Raw genomic sequence first — 16,586 nt, 5'->3', positions numbered from 1 at the left:
CATCAGCGTCCTATTTTGTGAACGATAACCCCATGCAACAGGATCTCAACGACCTCTATTTCTATGTCCAGGTGGTAGATCACGGGGGCTTTGCCCAGGCCGGCAGGGCCCTCGGCATGCCCAAGTCCAGGCTCAGCCGCCGCATCGCCATGCTGGAGGAGCGACTCGGGGTGCGTCTTATCCAGCGTTCCACCCGCAGCTTCACCGTCACCGAACTCGGGCAGGCTTATTACACTCGTTGCCGGGCCATGCTGGTGGAAGCCGATGCGGCGCAGGATCTCATCGCCGCGACCCAGAGCGAGCCTTGCGGTCTGGTGCGCATCGCCTGCCCCATCGATCTGCTGCACGCCCACGTAGGGAGGATGCTGGTCTCCTTCGCCCTGGCCCATCCCAGCGTCAAGGTGCAGCTCGTCGGGGTCAACCGGGCGGTGGATCTGGTCGCGGAGGGGTTGGACATGGCGCTCAGGGTGCGACCACTGCCCCTGGAGGACAGCGATCTCGCCATGCGGGTGCTGGGTTATGCGACCCAGTGTCTGGTGGCAAGCCCGGCCCTTGTCGCGTCACTCGGCATGCCCCGGGCCCCCGCAGATCTGCTGTCATGGCCGAGCCTCGGTCATGGCGCCAGCCTGGAAGGCCATCACTGGACCCTGCTGGGCCCCGATGGTGCCCGAGTCAAACAGCACCACAGCCCCCGCTTTGCCACCACCGACATGCAGACATTGCGTCAGGGGGCGATCGACGGGCTCGGGGTCGTGCAACTGCCCACCATGATGATGGATGAGCCCCTGGCCGATGGCCGGCTGGTGCGTTTGCTCCCCGACTGGGCACCGCGCCAGGAGGTGATCCACGCGGTCTTCCCCTCACGCCGCGGTCTGCTGCCTGCCATCCGCGCCCTCATCGATCATCTGGTCGAGGGCTTCTCCCCCCTGGGGCAGGCAAGTACGCCGCCCCCGCCATGATCTGTGCATGGCCGTTCCCGGGTGTGCCGACATGCAAAAGGCCAGAGCTTGGCTCTGGCCTTTTCATTTTCCCCTTCACAGAGGAGGGGAAACGGATACGGGCAGGATCCTCAGAAGGGCATTTTGAAGCCAGGGGGCAGTTGCATGCCGCCGGTCAGCTCGCCCATCTTGGCCTTGTTCTGCTCTTCCACGCGGCGCACGGCGTCATTGACGGCGGCGGCGACCAGATCTTCCAGCATCTCCTTGTCATCTTCCATCAGGCTGGGATCGATCTCGATGCGACGTACGCTGTGGCTGCCGGCCATGGTCACCTTGACCATGCCTGCGCCCGCCTCGCCGACCACTTCCATCTGGGCCAGCTGCTCTTGCATCTTCTGCATGCGCTCTTGCATCTGTTGGGCCTGTTTCATCAGGTTACCCATTCCACCTTTACCAAACATAGATCGTCTCTCGTCTTGAAATCCGGCATCCAGCGCCGGGCTGTGGGTTCATCTGCCCTAAGTGGGGGCAGCCAAAAGTCTTTTCAACCGGGGACAAACCCCGGCACGGTTTTTTCACCGCAATTCAGCGACTCAGTGGTTCAATGCTCTCGGGATGGAGCACGGCGCCGAAACGCTGCTGCAAGAATTGTACGTTGGGATCCGCCGCCAGATCCCGGCTCACCTGTTCACGCACCCCGAGATAGAGACGATGCTCTATCTCGAGCGGCGTCTCCCGCGCGGGATCCGAGCCCAGGGTCACATCGATGTGAACCGGGCCGCCCAGCTCGGGACCGATGAGCTCGGCCAGATCGGCGCGGGCCTTGTCGCTCACCAGATGGCGCTGCTCGGGTTTGAGCAGCAGGGAGACCCGATTGCCTTCCCGGGTCATCACCGCGTTGATGGCCAGTTGACGCAGCCGACCACCCACACCGGTGCGGGCGATGAGCTCGGCCCAGGCGTCCCCGCAATTGACCAACAAGGACGAGGGGATCAGACGGGCGACCTCCCCCTCCTCCTCGGGTTGTTCGTCGCTCTCCAGCGCATCCCAATCGATGGTCTCCATCAACGCAATGGCGGGCTGAGGCTCGCTGGCAGCCACTGGAGGCGCGGCAGGCACCATAGCGGCAACCACAGGTGCCGCCGCATCCGCGCTGCCGGCGTCAGCGCCCAGATCCCAGGGCGGCAGATCCTCCCGCGAAGGAGGTGCCATGGTGGCGGGAGCTGGCTGGGCGGAAGTCACTGCCTGCGTGGGCAACGGGGCACTGGCAAACCCCTCGTCAACCCCCTGATTCAGATACTCTTCGTAGTCACTGGCCCCCTCTTCATAGGCATCGAGAGGGGGCAGGTCGTCATACCCTGTTTGCAAGGCAGGTCCCTGCCCCGGCATCTCGGGCCGCGCCGCTGGTTGCACCTCGGCCTGGGGTGAAGTCGCGACGGCAGGCATCGCAGGGGCCGGTTTGGTCGCGGCCACCGGTTTGACGGGAGTGACCCGGGCGGGCGCGGCGTTTGTACTCTGCTCGCCACGAAGGCGGCTTCGCAGCAGATTGCGCTTGCCAAGCAGGCTCTGCATGCTGGAGGTCGAAGAGATGGTGACGTCTTCCCCTTGGACCTCCACCTGCTGCGTCTGCCCGGCGTCATCCGCCGCCAACGGCGCAGAGGCAGGCTCTGCAGGCGGACTGGCGGGCACCACGGCCTCGTAACCCATCCGTTCGGCCTCGCGCAGCAGCTCATCCTGCTCGGCAAAGAGCGGATCCAGCACTGCGCCCTCCTCCGCCTTGGGTGAGGTGGCGACGTGCTCGGCCTCAAGGACCGATGCTGGCGCGGCGGGAGCCTTTGGTGCTGCGCTGGCAGCCGGGGCCGGCTCAGCCCCCTGGGGCTTTCCCGGCAGGAGCGGCGCGCTTTCCCTCGCTGCCACCATCACGCCGGAGAGCCCTGTCATGAGAGGTTGGGCCGCCAGGTTGGCGGGATGGACCACCTCGCGCCGGGGCGAGAAGGCCAGCATCCGCAGACAGGTCATCTCCAGTGCGGTGCGCCCGTCAGGGGCCCAGGGCAGATCCTTGCGCCCCCCCAGCACGATTTGATAGCAGAGCTGTACCTCTTCCGGGCTCATGGCTCCGGCGAGCTGCAGCAAGGCATCGGCATCCGCCCCCTGCTCCTGCACGCTCGCAGGCAGCAGTTGCGCCATGGCCACCCGGTGGAGCAAGGCTTCCAGCTCGGCGTGAAGCTGATCGAAATCCGGTCCCAGGGTAGCAATCTCGGTGATCTTGGCCATGGTGGCCGGGGCATCCTGGCGCAGCACCGCCTCCAGCAACTGGTGCAGGTGGTGATGATCGAGGGTCCCCAGCATGGTGAGCACGCTCTCCAGGCGCACGCTGCCGTTGCCGTGGGCCAACACCTGATCGGTGAGGCTCAGGGCATCGCGCATGCTGCCATCGGCCGCCTTGGCCAGGGCCAGCAGGGCGCGAGGCTCGAAGGGTTGTCCCTCCTGATCCAGCACCCATTCGAGCTGCCTGGCGATCTGGGTCTGATCCAGGCTCTTGAGATGAAACTGCAGGCAGCGCGAGAGGATGGTGATGGGGAGCTTCTGCGGATCCGTGGTGGCCAGCAGGAATTTCACATAGGGGGGCGGCTCTTCCAGGGTTTTGAGCAGCGCATTGAAGCTGTGGCGCGACAGCATGTGCACTTCATCGATGAGGTACACCTTGAAACGACCACGGGCCGGACGGTACTGCACGTTGTCGAGCAGCTCTCGGGTGTCTTCCACCTTGGTGCGGGACGCCGCATCGATTTCCAGCAGATCGACGAAATTGCCCTGATCGATCTCGCGGCAGGTATCGCACACACCGCACGGATGGCTGCTGATCCCCTGCTCGCAGTTGAGGCTCTTGGCCAGAATGCGGGCGATGGTGGTCTTGCCCACCCCGCGGGTCCCGCTCAGCAGGTAGGCATGGTGAAGCCGCCCCTGATCCAGGGCATTGGTCAGGGCCGTCAGCACATGTTGCTGGCCGACCACTTGTTCAAACGTATGGGGGCGCCATTTGCGCGCCAAAACCTGATAGCTCATAGATCTCGATGCTGGGAAACGAGGCATTGAGGCTGGATGCTAACACAAATGGAGGGCTGGCTGTATGGGGGATGCGCCGCCTTGGGAGGGATCGCTTGAATTTCAAACCGGTGCCCGTTCAGGCACCGGTTTGCGGCAGAAAGCAGGGTGACGAGGCCTGCCGCGCGAAGGGGCGATTTACGCCCCCGCGAGTTCCACCAGAGAGACCACCTTGACGCCGGCGGCGGTCAGGCGGGCATCACCGCCCAGGGACGGCAGGGAGATGATGAAGGCAGCATCCGCTACCTCACCGCCGGCGCGGCGGATGAGCTTGACGGTGGCATCGACGGTGCCGCCGGTGGCCAGCAGATCGTCCACCACCAGCACCTTGTCACCGGGCACGATGGCATCGGTGTGCAGTTGCAGGGTGTCGGTGCCGTACTCCAGGGCGTAGGACTCCTCGATGACGGCGCGGGGCAGCTTGCCCGGCTTGCGCACCGGCACGAACCCCAGCCCCATGGCGTAGGCAACCGGGGCGCCGAAGATGAAGCCACGGGCCTCGGTGCCGACAATCTTGGTGATGCCTTGATCACGGTAATGATCGGCCAGCAGATCGATGGTGGCCTTGAAGGCCTCGGCATTCTCGATCAGGCTGGTGATGTCGCGAAACAGAATGCCCGGCTTCGGATAGTCGGGAATGGTCTTGATGCTCGCTTCGATAAACTTCAGGGTTTCCGGATTCATTATTTGACCGCTTATTTTTTGAGCCCTGCCATGGCGGCGCACGGGGTCTCCGCCTGGGGGCAATAAAAAGGCCCGTCACGCAAAAATGACGAGCCGACTCCATAGCATTATTGCCGCGATAGCTTAGGGATTTCACTTCTTCATTGCAACCGGCTCCAGCACCGGCAGACGCATCAACCAGGTGAGCAGGATCACCATTATGACAACCAGCAGCCACCTCACCCAGGGCAACGGCACCACCAGCAGCGATACCGAGAACGAGATCAGGATGAAGATGATGGCGCGGCGTCTGGCGTGACGGCGAATGCCGCGATACTGCTGCCAGTCGAGGATGGGGGGGCCAAACCAGGGATGCGCCAGCAACCAGCCATGAAAGCGGGGGGAGGAGCGCGCAAACAGCGCCGCCGCCAGCAACATGAAGGGGGTGGTCGGCAGCAGGGGCAGGACTATCCCGACTATCCCGGTGGCGAAGGCAAGCCAGCCCAGGGCCATCAGACACCAGCGTTTCATGGGTACTCCTCTGCATGTATCTCTGCCTTTAGCCTAACAGAGTTAGCCCGGAAGCTGACAGCCTGGCCCAGTCTGCGGCCGTCGATGGGGGCCATCGAGTGGGCAGACGGCTGACAATCCCGGCCATTGCCACTACAATCTGCGCTCTTTTTTCTCCCCTTGTCTTCGGAAGCAGCTATGCGCGTTATTTTGGCCCCCATGCAGGGGGTGCTGGATCACCTGATGCGGGAGGTCCTCACCTCCGTCAATGATTACGACCTCTGCGTCAGTGAATTCATCCGGGTGGTCGATCAACTGCTGCCCGCCAAGGTCTTCCATCGCCTCTGCCCCGAGCTGAAACAGGATGGCAAGACCCGCGCAGGGACCCCGGTACGGGTGCAACTGCTGGGACAACATCCGGAGTGGCTGGCAGAAAATGCCATCCGGGCCATCGAGCTCGGCTCTCCCGGGGTCGATCTCAACTTCGGCTGCCCTGCCCCCACGGTCAACAAGAGCAAGGGGGGCGCCGTGCTGCTCAAGGAGCCCGAGACCGTCTATCGCATCGTCAAGGCGGTGCGGGAGGCCGTGCCTGCCCACCTGCCGGTGAGCGCCAAGATCCGTCTGGGATACGATGACAAGGATCTCTATCTGGACAACGCCCAGGCCGTCTATCAGGGGGGCGCCAACGAGCTGGCGGTGCATGCCCGCACCAAGCGCGAAGGCTACAAGGCGCCGGCACACTGGGAGTACGTGGACGCCATCCGCCGCGCCCTGCCCATCCCCGTCACCGCCAACGGCGAGATCTGGAACCATGCCGATGCCCTGACCTGTGCCCGGGTGTCCGGTTGCGATGCCCTCATGGTGGGCCGGGGCGCCATCTCCCTCCCCAACCTGGCCAACGTGATGAAGACGGGGTGTGCCCACATGAGCTGGGCCGAGGTACTGCAACTGATGGTGACCTACACCGAGCAGGATCTGGCGAGCGACAAGGCCGACTACTACCCGAGTCGCATCAAGCAGTGGTTCTCCTACATAGTGCGGGAATACCCCCAGGCCGACGAGCTGTTTCGTCGCATCCGCACCATCAAGACCGCAGAGGAGATCCGCACCGCCCTCGAGCGCGAGTGCGCCTCACAGGCCTAGACTTGGCCGCCGCCCCGCGGCGCCCTATGATGAAGGCTCATTGACAGGAGGTCAGGATGCAGGGAGTGCCGGTCAACTTTACCCATCAGCACGACAGGGCCGATTTTCGCGCCCTGCCGGGGCAGCCTGCGACCGAGCTCTATCGCGCCCACATCCAGCACCACATCTTCGATCCCCATAGTCACGAGGGGTTTGGCCTCGGTGTCATCGAGTGCGGTGCCGAGCGCTTTCGCTATCGCGGCAGCCAGCTCCTGGCCGGTCCCGGCAGCCTGGTGCTGATGAACCCCGATGAGCTGCACACGGGCGAGTCAGCCTGCGAGCAAGGGTGGCGCTATCGCATGCTCTACCTGCCCGCCGATCGGCTCGAGGCCATCAGCGGCGAGCGCGACTGGTATTTCACCGATGCCGTGCGAAGCGATCCGCGCACTGCCCCCGTCCTGCAGGCGACCCTGGATGCCCTCTGGCACTGTGACAGCGAGCTCGCCGCCGACGGCCTGCTGCTAAGGGTGTGCGAGACCCTGCGCCCCCATGCCCGGGCCCTGGCTGCCCCGCGCGAAGCGACCCACCCTCTGGGCCGCGCCATCGACTATATGCAGGCCTATTTCGCCCGCCCCATGACCCTGGCCGAGCTGGCCGGCTCGGTGAACCTCAGCCCCTACCACTTCCAGCGCAGCTTCAAGGCCCGCTTTCACGTCACCCCCCAGCAGATGTTGATGGCCATCCGCCTGCAGCGCGCCAAGGGGTGGCTGGCTGCCGGCCTGCCCGCTGCCGAGGTGGCCGCCGCCTGTGGTCTGGCCGATCAGTCCCACCTCAACCGGGCCTTCCTGCGCCGCTATGGCACCACCCCGGTCCGCTACCAGAAACAGGTGCAGGCTGGCCGCTAAAGCGCAATCTGGTTCAATACGCCCCCCTTCCCCCCTGCTAGGCTGGCCTCCTTCTTCTTTACCGGATATGAAACATGTTGATCGGAGTCCTGTTTGCCCTGCTGGCCGGCCTGATGTGGGGGCTCATCTTCGTCGCCCCCCTCTTGGTGGACGGCTATCCCCCCGCCCTGCTCGCGAGCGGCCGCTACCTCGCCTTCGGCCTCATCGTACTGCCGCTCGCCTGGCAGGCACGCAAACACCTGGCGGCCCTCTCGGCCAGCGACTGGCGAGAGGCCCTCGCCCTCACTCTGGTGGGGAACCTCCTCTACTACTTCTGCCTGTCGGGGGCCATCTTGCGCATCGGCTCGCCCCTGGCGGCCATGTTTATCGGCACCCTGCCGGTGGTGACGGCCCTGGCCGCCAACCGCCTCTATGGCGCACGGGACGGTCGCCTCTCCCGCACCCGGCTCTACCCGTCCCTGGTGCTGATGGGGGCCGGCCTCTGTCTGGTCAACAGCGCCGAGCTCACCTGGCACACCGAGGCGCGCACCGAACAACTGCTTGGGCTCGCCCTGGCGGTGGGCGCCGTGCTGTGCTGGACCTGGTATCCCCTGCGCAACGCCCGCTGGCTGCGCGAGCACCCGGGCCGCAGCCCGGCCGTCTGGGCCACCGCCCAGGGGCTGGTGACCCTGCCGGTGGCGCTCATTGCCTATCTCGGCAGCCTCGGCCATCTTGCCCTGAGCGCACCGGACTTTCCCCTGCCCTTCGGGCCGACGCCCCTGCGCTTCGTGCTGCTGATGGGGGCAGTGGGGCTCCTCTGCTCCTGGCTCGGCACCCTGTGCTGGAACGAGGCGAGCCAGCGCCTGCCGACCGTGCTGGTCGGGCCGCTCATCGTGTTCGAGACTCTGGCGGGGCTCTTGTACGCCTTTATGCTGCGCGGGATCATGCCCCCCATGAGTACCCTGGTGGGTGTCGTCTGTCTGGTGGCGGGAGTGCTCTACGTCATCACCGGCAAGACGCAGCACCTGCCGGAAAAACCCGTCAAAGCACGGTTAACTTGACTCATGTCATCTTGATAAACCGCGGGTTTCCCTATACTGGCCGAGTTTTATCACTCGTTTTTGGGGGCTGCTGTGTGTGAAGTGACGCAAGCCCGGTTGGCCGAATGGCATCAGCGCCTTCTGACCGACTGGGCGCAAACAAGAGAGGAGCTGATCCGTCAGCTCAAGGCCTGTCGACAAGATGACTGGGCACAGAAGGTGGAGCGCTGCGAGCGGGATCAACTGGTTGATCTGACCAGCCGTCTCGATCTGCCCGGGGTGGAACACAGCGTGGCACGCCTCAAGCGGCTCGACGCGGCGCTCTGCCAGATGGATCTGGGGCTCTATGGCTTCTGCTCCGATTGTGAGGAGCCCCTGCTCCCTGAACAGCTGGAACAGGATCCGACCCTGCAACGCTGCCCGCGCTGCGAGGCCCGCTACCGCAAAGGATTCCACGCTCACGAACTCTGATGGGGGCACCCTTTGTGCCCGCCATTTTCCTCCTCCACCCCTTCTCGCTTCCCATCATGACCAACCCCCTGGTGCGACGATCCCGGCAACCCCTGGGGGCAGCCGCACAGGCATGAAAAAGGGGAGTCATGGACTCCCCTTCTCGTACTGCGTACTCGTCACTGGGCCAGCAGGTGGCCTACCAGCTCATGACGCCACCCTTGCAGCAGCATGGGCTTGTCCGCCCTGGCCCGCTCCTCGACACTCATGCGCCAGCTCCAGGTGAAGTACTGGTGGATGATCTTCTTGCTCGCCACCAGCTCCGGCGGAATGTTGCTGGCCTTGGCCTTCTCCTCCACCATGGCCTTGATGCGCTTGAGCTCGGCCTTGTACTGGGGGAAGTCCACCAAGCGGCGGATGGGATCGGGCCAGCTAGCAGGGTCGCTCTGCTGGGCGGCGGCGACGATGTCCAGCATCCGCTTGCCGTGGATCTTGATCTCGATGGGCGAGAGGCCCAGCTCGTTGAGATCCCGAAGGGAAGCGGGACGACGCTCCGCCACCTTGAACAGGTGCAGCTCTTTGACCACGAAGTTGAGGGCGAGATCCCGGCGTACCGCTTCCTGCTGGCGCCAGGCGGCCAGCTCGCGCAGGATGGCCAGCTCACGGCGACCCAGTTGCCAGGCGTTGACTATCTCGAGGTAGGCCTGACGGGGATCGCTGCCCTGGGTCTTGCGGGCGGAGTGGTTCTGGCACTCCTGTTCGAACCAGGGGAACTTGCCGCTCTCGCGCAGTCTGGCCATCACCTTCTCGTAGAGGGGCATAAGGTAGAAGACATCCGCCGCGGCATATTCCAGCTGACGAGGGGTAAGGGGGCGCGCCAGCCAGTCGGTACGGGCCTGATCCTTCTCAAGCTCGACCCCGAGGAATTCGTTGACCAGGGCGCCAAACCCCACCGACACGCCATGGCCCAGGAAGGCTGCCGCCAGCTGGGTATCGTGCATCTGGTTGGGCAGGTGACCCGCCTGATGCTGGATGAGCTCCAGATCCTCACCGGAGGCGTGCAGGATGGCAATCTGTCCGGCCCGACCGAGGCGCTGCCACAAACCGGAGAGATCCAGGGTCAGGGGATCGAGCAGGGCAAGCTGCTTGCCATCGTAGATCTGGAACAGACCGAGCTGGGGATAGTAGGTACGGGTGCGAACGAATTCGGTATCGATGGCCAGGGGAACGTCGGCCAGAGAAGCGAGATACTGATCCAGTTCGGCTTGCTGTGAAATGAGTTGATATTGCATCGTTGCCTGCACGTTGGTCGGATCCAGAAAGAAAAAACCGTGGATGTCCCACGGTTTTGCATAACGACAGCGCTGGACTGCAAAGCAGTGCATGCCGGTTACTGCTTGGCAATCTCCTCGTCGCGCAACACGCGGCGCAGGATCTTGCCCACGTTGGTCTTGGGAAGTTCGTCGCGAAATTCTACCAGTTTCGGCACCTTATAGGCAGTCAGATGTTTGCGGCAGTGGGCAATTATCTCCTCTTCCGCCAGCTTTGCATCTTTCTTGACCACGAAGATCTTCACCTGCTCGCCGGACACCGGGTTGGGTACGCCGACGGCGGCCACCTCCAGCACCTTGGGATGCAGGGCTACCACGTCTTCTATCTCGTTCGGGTAGACGTTGAAGCCGGAGACCAGGATCATGTCCTTCTTGCGATCGACGATCTTGAAGAAACCCTGCTCGTCGCATACCGCGATGTCGCCGGTGCAGAGCCAGCCATCCTGCATCACCTCGGCGGTCGCCTCCGGGCGCTGCCAGTAGCCGGTCATCACCTGAGGACCGCGCACCTGCATCTCGCCGGGGGCACCCCGTTCGGTGACCTGGTTCCCCTCGTCATCCACCAGACGGATCTCGGTGGAACAGACCGGCAGACCGATGGAGCCGTTGTAATCCACCAGATCATAGGGGCAGACGCTCACCAGGGGCGAGCACTCGGTCAGGCCATAGCCCTCCAGCAGCGGGGTGCCGGTCAGCCCCTTCCACTGCTCGGCCACCGCCCGTTGCACCGCCATGCCGCCACCGATGGTGAGCTTGAGCTTGGCAAAATCCATGCCCTTGAACTCGTCGTTGTTGACCAGAGCGTTGAACAGGGTATTGACCCCGGTGATGCAGGTGAAAGGATACTTCTTGATCTCTTTGACAAAACCCGGGATGTCGCGGGGGTTGCTGATGAGCAGGTTGTAGCCCCCTAGGCGCATGAACAGCAGGCAGTTCACCGTCAAGGCGAAGACGTGATAGAGCGGCAGCGCCGTGACCACAAACTCCTTGCCGCGCTCCAGCACGGGACCATAGACACCGAGGCACTGCTCGACGTTGGCGATCATGTTGCGATGAGTCAGCATGGCCCCCTTGGAGAGGCCGGTGGTCCCGCCGGTGTATTGCAGGAAGGCGATGTCCTGGTTGCTGATCTCGGGTTTGATGTACTGCAGGTAGCGCCCCTTGGCGAGGGCCTGGCGCATGGTGCTGGCATGGGGCAGGTTGTACTTGGGCACCAGCTTCTTGACATATTTGACCACGAAGTTGACCAGGGTCCCCTTGGCCAGCCCCAGGTTGTCTCCCATCCGGGTCAGGATCACATGCTTGACCGGGGTGTCATACACCACTTTTTCCAGGGTGTGGGCAAAGTTGGAGACGATGACGATGGCCTTGGCGCCGGAGTCTTTCAACTGATGCTCCAGCTCGCGCGGGGTATAGAGGGGGTTGACGTTCACCACCGTCATGCCGGCCCGCAGGATGCCGAATACCGCAATGGGGTATTGCAGCAGGTTAGGCATCATCACGGCCACCCTGTCCCCCTTGCCGAGCTTCAGCTCGTTTTGCAGGTAGGCGGCGAAGGCTCGGGACTGCTCCTCCAGCCGACGGTAGGTAATGGTCTGCCCCATGTTGACGAAGGCGGGTTGATCGGCGAACTGGTTCACCGACTCTTCAAACATCTCGACCAGAGAGCCGTATTGGTCTGGATTGATCTCGGCGGGCACCCCTTCTGGATAACGCTTCAGCCAGACTCTTTCCACGAACTTCTCCTGCATAACTCGCACCTGTGCGCTCACTGTGTTGCCTCCGTCCCTGTCACATCCATTTCAATCAGTTGTTTTAAGTTCATGCTCTAATGCCGCACATATTTACATAAGGCAACATCAATTAACAGTGAATTAACAACGGGAAATGTGAGGGAGAAAGCAAACCTGACATGATTCAAAGCCGCCGATCCTACCGGATTTGAGCGAAGTTTTCGATATAAACGGCGGTTTCTGATGAATTTTCCATATGAAAATGATGGCCTCCTGCCACTGTCACCCGTTCAATGTGGCCAAAGGCCGCCTCCCGCAACTGCCACTGTGCCAGGAGCCCGGGGAAGCCCTGCTCTCCCCGGATAAAGAGCACCGGACAGACGATGGCCCGGATCAGGGCCTGGGCCTGCCCCTCGCTCATGCGCAGGGGCGAGAGATCGCGAAGACGGGGATCACTGCGCCAATACCAGCGCCCTGTCCGCGCCTCCAGTTGTCGCTCGCAGATAAGGCGTGCCGCACTCGGGGGGATGTCCGCCACCTTGCAGCGGGCAGCCACCGCCTCCTCGAGGGTGGCAAATCCACTGGTTGCACGCTCACGGGTACGAGTGCGGTTGAGGATGGCGCGGCGCAGCTGCCCCGGCACCTCCTCGTCGGGCTGGCTCAAGGGGCCGAGCCCCTCCAGCAGAATGAGCCGCTCGATTTGCTCGGGAAAGACGCCGGCATAGGCAGAGGCAATCAGCGCCCCCAGGGAGTGACCAAGCAGGATGAAACGCTGCCAGCCCGCGGCCTGGGTGATCTGGTAGAGATCATCCAGCCAGTCCACGAAGACATAGGGAGTCGACTTGTGATCGGAGTGACCATGGCCCGGCAGATCGACGCAGACCAGATGAAACGCCCCCAGCCAGGGGGCCAGAGGCAAAAAGCTGGCACCGTTGTCGAGCCAGCCATGGAGGGCCACCAGCAGCGGTCTGCCCTCCTGACCATTGTCCAGCAGGGCGATGTGCCGCCCGTCCGCCAGGCGCAGCCTGCGCTCCTGCAATGTCGCCGTCATCCGGGCTCCTCAGCGGCGCAGGGGCCGTCTGGGCCAGAAGGGATCATAGAAAGGATCGTAAAAGTAGGGATCCATGTAGCGGATCTCCACCTCCTTCACCGGTGGCCACAGCTTGCTCCCCGTCACCTTGAGTACCGAGAAGCGATACTTGTGCTCGCCAATCTGGCTGTCCACCGGCTTGTCGAGGGTGCCGAGCACCGTCAGGCTGCGACCCTTGGCATAGAGGGTCGGGTCGACAAACCCCTGCATGATGGCGAGAAAACGACCGGGGCTCTGCTCGGTCTGCTCCGGCACCCCGTTGGACTTGAGGGGCAGATAGACCACCTCGATGACACTCTGATCCGCCTTGTTGTGGACCGCCGAGATGACACCGCTCCAGCGGGCCGGCTTGCCTTCCATCCCCTGCAGAGCGGGTTGATAGGCCACCAGCTGATCCGCAGGCTCATAGGCAAGCTCTTTGGGCACCGTGCTGCAACCGCCCAGCAGCAGCCCCACCAATCCCAGCATGATCACGGATTTTCTCATTCGTCTCTCCTTCATCGTCCGACAAAGCAGCCCGGGGCAGCTGTTGCCGCCTATTCGCGACCCGGCAGTTTCTTCCAGGTCACCTTGTCACGCAGATAGACAGGGGTGGCTTGCTCAACCGGCACCGCCTCACCCGCAAACCAGGCCTGGCGTGCCAGAGGCAGCATGTCGGCGGCCGCCGGGAAACGCACCTGGCTTGGGGTCAGCACATCTGCCAAGCCGCCCAGGGCCTCACCATAGGTTTCAAAACCGGTGCCAACGCAGCTCACCGCGCCAGTCAGCTTGTCACGGGCCTGCACCAGTGCGGCTGGCTCGCTCACCACCTCCTCGCCCACCAGCGTCATCACCCCGTCCACCAAGGCGTAGTGGCCGAAATAGACCTCGTCCATGCGCGCATCGATGGCGGCAAGCACCTGCTCGGCCCCTTCCAGCTTATGGGCCCCCTGGGCCATGGCCGCCAGGGTGGAGACACCGATCATCGGCACGCCGGCACCAAAGGCGAGCCCCTGGGCCACGCTGATCCCGATCCGTACCCCGGTGAAGGAGCCAGGCCCACGACCGAAGGCGATGGCGTCGAGCTCATCCAACGATAGACCGGCTTCATCCAACAGAGCCTGAACCATGGGCAGGATCTTGCGGGTATGGTCACGGGGCGCCTCTTCCCAGCGGGAGTAGAAGGTATCGCCCACCAAGAGGGCTGCGGAGCAGGCTTCGGTGGCGGTATCCACGGCCAGGATCTTCAACTCATCCATTCTTTTTATTCTCTTCACATCAGTCAGTTAAATCGTCAGCATGGCCAAGGCCTGCCGTCATGCATGGCCGGGTGCAATCAGCCCCGGCGCGGCGGACTCACTCCCGTGGTCCGAAAAATTCTCCCAGGGTCGCCAGCTCCCGGGTCCGTGGAATGGCAGGCAGGCTCTTGATGAAGGTGGCGCCATAGGGCTTGTTGACCACCCGGGGATCACAAATAACCAGTACGCCGTGATCACTGCGATCACGGATGAGCCGCCCCACCCCCTGCTTGAGGGCAATCACCGCCTTGGGCAACTGCAGCTCGGCAAAGGGATCTCCCCCCTTGAGCTTGCAATCCTCCACCCGCGCCTTGAGCTGGGGATCGTCCGGGCTCGCAAAGGGCAGCTTGTCGATGATAACACAGGACAATGCCGCCCCCCGCACGTCTATCCCCTCCCAGAAACTGCTGGTGGCCACCAGCACGGCCCGACCGTTCTCCACGAAGGTCTTGAGCAGCCGCTGCTTGTTGTCTTCCCCTTGCAGCAGGACGGTGCGGCCGATTTCCCGGCGCAGCACCTCGGCCACCTGGCGCATCACCTGATGGCTGGTGCAGAGGAAGAAGCACCCCCCCGGCGTCTTGTTGATGAGGGGGATCATCAGGGTCGCCAGCCGCTCCCCGCGCCCGAAGGCATTGGGCTCTGGCAAGAAACGGGGTACGCACAGGCGCGCCTGCTCGGCGTAATCGAACGGACTGTCGAGAATGAGTTCGGCGCTGCCGGCCAGCCCCATCTCGGCGACGAAGTGGGCGAAGCGATTGTCCACCGTCAAGGTGGCCGAGGTGAAGATCCAGGCCACCTCGGGGCGCTGCACCTCGGCACCGAAGCGCTCGGCGACCGACAGCGGCGTCAGATTGAGGGTAAAGTGCAGACGCGAACAGTCATACCAGTAGGAGAAACCGGTCTGGTTGACCGCCAGCACCTCCCCAAGGCGAGTACGCAGCTCGCTGATGCGCTCGAAACAATGATCCAGCTGCTCCCCTCGCCCGAGAGCCAGTTTCAGCACTTCATAACAGAGCCCGATGGCATCGTTGAGGCGGGCCAGCGCCTGGGCCCAGAGGGATTGTCTCAGCAGATCCCGGGTGTTGCCGCGCCCCCCCTCCACGCCGAAGGCAAGGCGCAGATCCTGACTGGCAATGGCGAGCCTGTCCGCCGCCTTGCCAAGCTGGGCCATGTCATGAGCCTCTGCCCGGTAGGCGAGCTGGATATCCTGCGCCAAATCCTGGATGGTGCGGCTGTCCACGGACTTGCCGAAGTAGTGGCTGGCGATCTCGGGCAGCTGGTGCGCCTCGTCGAAGACATAGACCTGCGCCTCGGGCACCAGCTCGCCAAAGCCGGTGTCTTTGACCGCCATGTCGGCGAAAAAGAGATGGTGGTTGATCACCACCACCTGGGCGTCCATGGCACGGCGCCGGGCGATGACCAGGTGACAATCATCGTAATAGGGGCAGTCGCGACCCAGGCAGTTGTCGTTGGTGCTGGTGACGTGGGCAAGGATCTCGGCGTTCTCCTGTAGCCCCGGGATATCCCCCACATCGCCGTTGTCGGTGGCAGTCGACCAGGATTTGACCTTCACGAGATCGCTCAGGATCTCGGGCTTTTGCAGATGGGATTCACTCAACAGCCGGTTCATCCGCTCGATGCAGAGGTAATTGCTGCGCCCCTTGAGCAGTGCCACCGGCGGGGTGTAGTGAAGCGCCCCCGTGATGGTGGGCAGATCCCGATAGAAGAGCTGCTCCTGCAGGTTCTTGGATCCGGTGCTGATCACCACCCGCTTGCCGGATTCCAGCGCAGGCACCAGATAGGCATAGGTTTTGCCAGTGCCCGTTCCAGCCTCCACCAGCAAGCGGCCACCTTGCTTGATGGCGCGCGACACCGCCTCGGCCATCTCCAGTTGCGGGGCACGGGCCTTGAAGCCGTCGATATGGCGGGCCAGGGGGCCGTCTGGCTTGAACAGGGTCTGGATGATGGTCAAAGGCATGTCCCGCTGCAAAAGCGGGCATTATGCCAAAAGCGCGGAAAAAGCGGGACTGATAATGCGTTCAGACGAAGAGATCAATCCGGTGGTCCGGATCCGGTTTGTGATCATCATCCTGCACCGCTGGTTGATCAGGCTTTGGCGGCTGCTCTCTCTGCTGGTGATGCTGGCCACCGCCGCCATTGTCGGTGCCTATCTTGCGCAGCTGATGTTTCTGGCTGATCTGGGTCACCTCCCGCTTGATGTCATCCGGGCTCGGTGTCGAGGGGGCGCGGGGCAGGATGGGAAATAACAGGTCCTGGCTGGGCATGATGTCGCCTCCTTTGGCATCTCATTGTCTAGTTATCGACCAGAAAACCGTTTTCTCAACTTTAATCGTCCTGATCACATTTTTCGGTTGCATTTTCTGTCAAGGCAGGTAGTTTAAATCGGGCGTCAACAACGGCATCTGATTTGTAAAGGATTGAT

16 protein-coding genes are annotated in these 16,586 nt (G+C 63.1%); 5 read left to right on the top strand and 11 right to left on the bottom strand.

Translation table 11 applies throughout. The features are described 5' to 3' along the window. The first annotated feature begins 32 nt into the window (after positions 1-32). On the top strand, positions 33-959 hold the full coding sequence (locus tag I6L32_RS17245; protein WP_201889976.1) for a LysR family transcriptional regulator: 927 nt from the start codon (positions 33-35) through the stop codon (positions 957-959). Between the two features lie 110 nt (positions 960-1,069). Here I6L32_RS17245 and I6L32_RS17240 read toward each other — a convergent pair whose 3' ends face one another. The 4 genes from I6L32_RS17240 to I6L32_RS17225 all read right to left on the bottom strand — a co-directional run bounded on the left by I6L32_RS17240 (position 1,070) and on the right by I6L32_RS17225 (position 5,237). Continuing rightward, positions 1,070-1,399: a YbaB/EbfC family nucleoid-associated protein gene (locus I6L32_RS17240; RefSeq protein ID WP_005301028.1), complete on the bottom strand. Its 330-nt coding sequence runs from the start codon at positions 1,397-1,399 to the stop codon at positions 1,070-1,072. Between the two features lie 124 nt (positions 1,400-1,523). Then, the gene (gene dnaX / locus I6L32_RS17235; protein WP_216944234.1) at positions 1,524-4,004 is read right to left on the bottom strand and encodes a DNA polymerase III subunit gamma/tau; all 2,481 of its coding nucleotides are present in this window, start codon (positions 4,002-4,004) and stop codon (positions 1,524-1,526) included. Positions 4,005-4,181: 177 nt separating this feature from the next. Next, positions 4,182-4,727 (bottom strand): adenine phosphoribosyltransferase, encoded by a 546-nt coding sequence (apt, locus tag I6L32_RS17230; RefSeq protein WP_010674707.1) that lies wholly within the window; start codon positions 4,725-4,727, stop codon positions 4,182-4,184. 132 nt (positions 4,728-4,859) lie between these two features. After that, positions 4,860-5,237 (bottom strand): YbaN family protein, encoded by a 378-nt coding sequence (locus I6L32_RS17225; RefSeq protein WP_039039141.1) that lies wholly within the window; start codon positions 5,235-5,237, stop codon positions 4,860-4,862. Between the two features lie 177 nt (positions 5,238-5,414). Between I6L32_RS17225 and dusC the strand changes: the two genes are divergently transcribed. The 4 genes from dusC to I6L32_RS17205 all read left to right on the top strand — a co-directional run bounded on the left by dusC (position 5,415) and on the right by I6L32_RS17205 (position 8,733). Continuing rightward, entirely contained in the window at positions 5,415-6,359 is a 945-nt protein-coding gene (gene dusC / locus I6L32_RS17220; RefSeq protein ID WP_103243143.1) for a tRNA dihydrouridine(16) synthase DusC, read from the top strand. Between the two features lie 56 nt (positions 6,360-6,415). Further along, on the top strand, positions 6,416-7,243 hold the full coding sequence (locus I6L32_RS17215; protein ID WP_216944233.1) for an AraC family transcriptional regulator: 828 nt from the start codon (positions 6,416-6,418) through the stop codon (positions 7,241-7,243). 74 nt (positions 7,244-7,317) lie between these two features. After that, positions 7,318-8,283 (top strand): DMT family transporter, encoded by a 966-nt coding sequence (locus I6L32_RS17210; RefSeq protein WP_216944232.1) that lies wholly within the window; start codon positions 7,318-7,320, stop codon positions 8,281-8,283. An 81-nt stretch (positions 8,284-8,364) separates the two neighbouring features. Continuing rightward, positions 8,365-8,733, top strand: coding sequence for a TraR/DksA C4-type zinc finger protein (locus I6L32_RS17205; protein WP_039039175.1), 369 nt, complete (start codon positions 8,365-8,367; stop codon positions 8,731-8,733). A gap of 158 nt (positions 8,734-8,891) precedes the next feature. Here the strand turns inward: I6L32_RS17205 and rnd are convergent, their stop codons facing one another. From rnd to I6L32_RS17170, 7 genes are all read right to left on the bottom strand, one after another. Beyond that, positions 8,892-10,004, bottom strand: a complete 1,113-nt coding sequence (rnd, locus tag I6L32_RS17200; RefSeq protein WP_167825582.1) for a ribonuclease D — start codon at positions 10,002-10,004, stop codon at positions 8,892-8,894. A gap of 98 nt (positions 10,005-10,102) precedes the next feature. Further along, on the bottom strand, positions 10,103-11,779 hold the full coding sequence (gene fadD, locus I6L32_RS17195) for a long-chain-fatty-acid--CoA ligase FadD (RefSeq protein WP_010674700.1): 1,677 nt from the start codon (positions 11,777-11,779) through the stop codon (positions 10,103-10,105). Between the two features lie 196 nt (positions 11,780-11,975). Next, on the bottom strand, positions 11,976-12,827 hold the full coding sequence (locus tag I6L32_RS17190; protein ID WP_042863844.1) for an alpha/beta fold hydrolase: 852 nt from the start codon (positions 12,825-12,827) through the stop codon (positions 11,976-11,978). A gap of 9 nt (positions 12,828-12,836) precedes the next feature. Beyond that, on the bottom strand, positions 12,837-13,352 hold the full coding sequence (locus I6L32_RS17185) for a Slp family lipoprotein (protein WP_039039136.1): 516 nt from the start codon (positions 13,350-13,352) through the stop codon (positions 12,837-12,839). A 50-nt stretch (positions 13,353-13,402) separates the two neighbouring features. Further along, complete coding sequence (gene tsaB / locus I6L32_RS17180) at positions 13,403-14,104, bottom strand: tRNA (adenosine(37)-N6)-threonylcarbamoyltransferase complex dimerization subunit type 1 TsaB (protein WP_216944231.1); 702 nt, start codon at positions 14,102-14,104, stop codon at positions 13,403-13,405. 97 nt (positions 14,105-14,201) lie between these two features. Continuing rightward, positions 14,202-16,121, bottom strand: a complete 1,920-nt coding sequence (locus tag I6L32_RS17175) for an ATP-dependent DNA helicase (protein WP_216944230.1) — start codon at positions 16,119-16,121, stop codon at positions 14,202-14,204. Between the two features lie 61 nt (positions 16,122-16,182). Then, entirely contained in the window at positions 16,183-16,428 is a 246-nt protein-coding gene (locus I6L32_RS17170; protein WP_010674695.1) for a hypothetical protein, read from the bottom strand. Positions 16,429-16,586: the final 158 nt, after the last annotated feature.

The organism is Aeromonas sp. FDAARGOS 1402, from assembly GCF_019046925.1.
Lineage (GTDB): Bacteria > Pseudomonadota > Gammaproteobacteria > Enterobacterales > Aeromonadaceae > Aeromonas > Aeromonas caviae.
The sequence above is the reverse complement of the archived record's forward strand: the minus strand, read 5'-3'. Positions and strand labels throughout refer to the sequence as shown.

Coding starts and splice junctions, on each gene's coding strand:
- I6L32_RS17245 (WP_201889976.1), top strand. CDS start 33: ATGCAACAGGATCTCAACGACCTCTATTTCTATGTCCAGGTGGTAGAT.
- I6L32_RS17240 (WP_005301028.1), bottom strand. CDS start 1,399: ATGTTTGGTAAAGGTGGAATGGGTAACCTGATGAAACAGGCCCAACAG.
- dnaX (WP_216944234.1), bottom strand. CDS start 4,004: ATGAGCTATCAGGTTTTGGCGCGCAAATGGCGCCCCCATACGTTTGAA.
- apt (WP_010674707.1), bottom strand. CDS start 4,727: ATGAATCCGGAAACCCTGAAGTTTATCGAAGCGAGCATCAAGACCATT.
- I6L32_RS17225 (WP_039039141.1), bottom strand. CDS start 5,237: ATGAAACGCTGGTGTCTGATGGCCCTGGGCTGGCTTGCCTTCGCCACC.
- dusC (WP_103243143.1), top strand. CDS start 5,415: ATGCGCGTTATTTTGGCCCCCATGCAGGGGGTGCTGGATCACCTGATG.
- I6L32_RS17215 (WP_216944233.1), top strand. CDS start 6,416: ATGCAGGGAGTGCCGGTCAACTTTACCCATCAGCACGACAGGGCCGAT.
- I6L32_RS17210 (WP_216944232.1), top strand. CDS start 7,318: ATGTTGATCGGAGTCCTGTTTGCCCTGCTGGCCGGCCTGATGTGGGGG.
- rnd (WP_167825582.1), bottom strand. CDS start 10,004: ATGCAATATCAACTCATTTCACAGCAAGCCGAACTGGATCAGTATCTC.
- I6L32_RS17190 (WP_042863844.1), bottom strand. CDS start 12,827: ATGACGGCGACATTGCAGGAGCGCAGGCTGCGCCTGGCGGACGGGCGG.
- I6L32_RS17185 (WP_039039136.1), bottom strand. CDS start 13,352: ATGAGAAAATCCGTGATCATGCTGGGATTGGTGGGGCTGCTGCTGGGC.
- tsaB (WP_216944231.1), bottom strand. CDS start 14,104: ATGGATGAGTTGAAGATCCTGGCCGTGGATACCGCCACCGAAGCCTGC.
- I6L32_RS17175 (WP_216944230.1), bottom strand. CDS start 16,121: ATGCCTTTGACCATCATCCAGACCCTGTTCAAGCCAGACGGCCCCCTG.
- I6L32_RS17170 (WP_010674695.1), bottom strand. CDS start 16,428: ATGCCCAGCCAGGACCTGTTATTTCCCATCCTGCCCCGCGCCCCCTCG.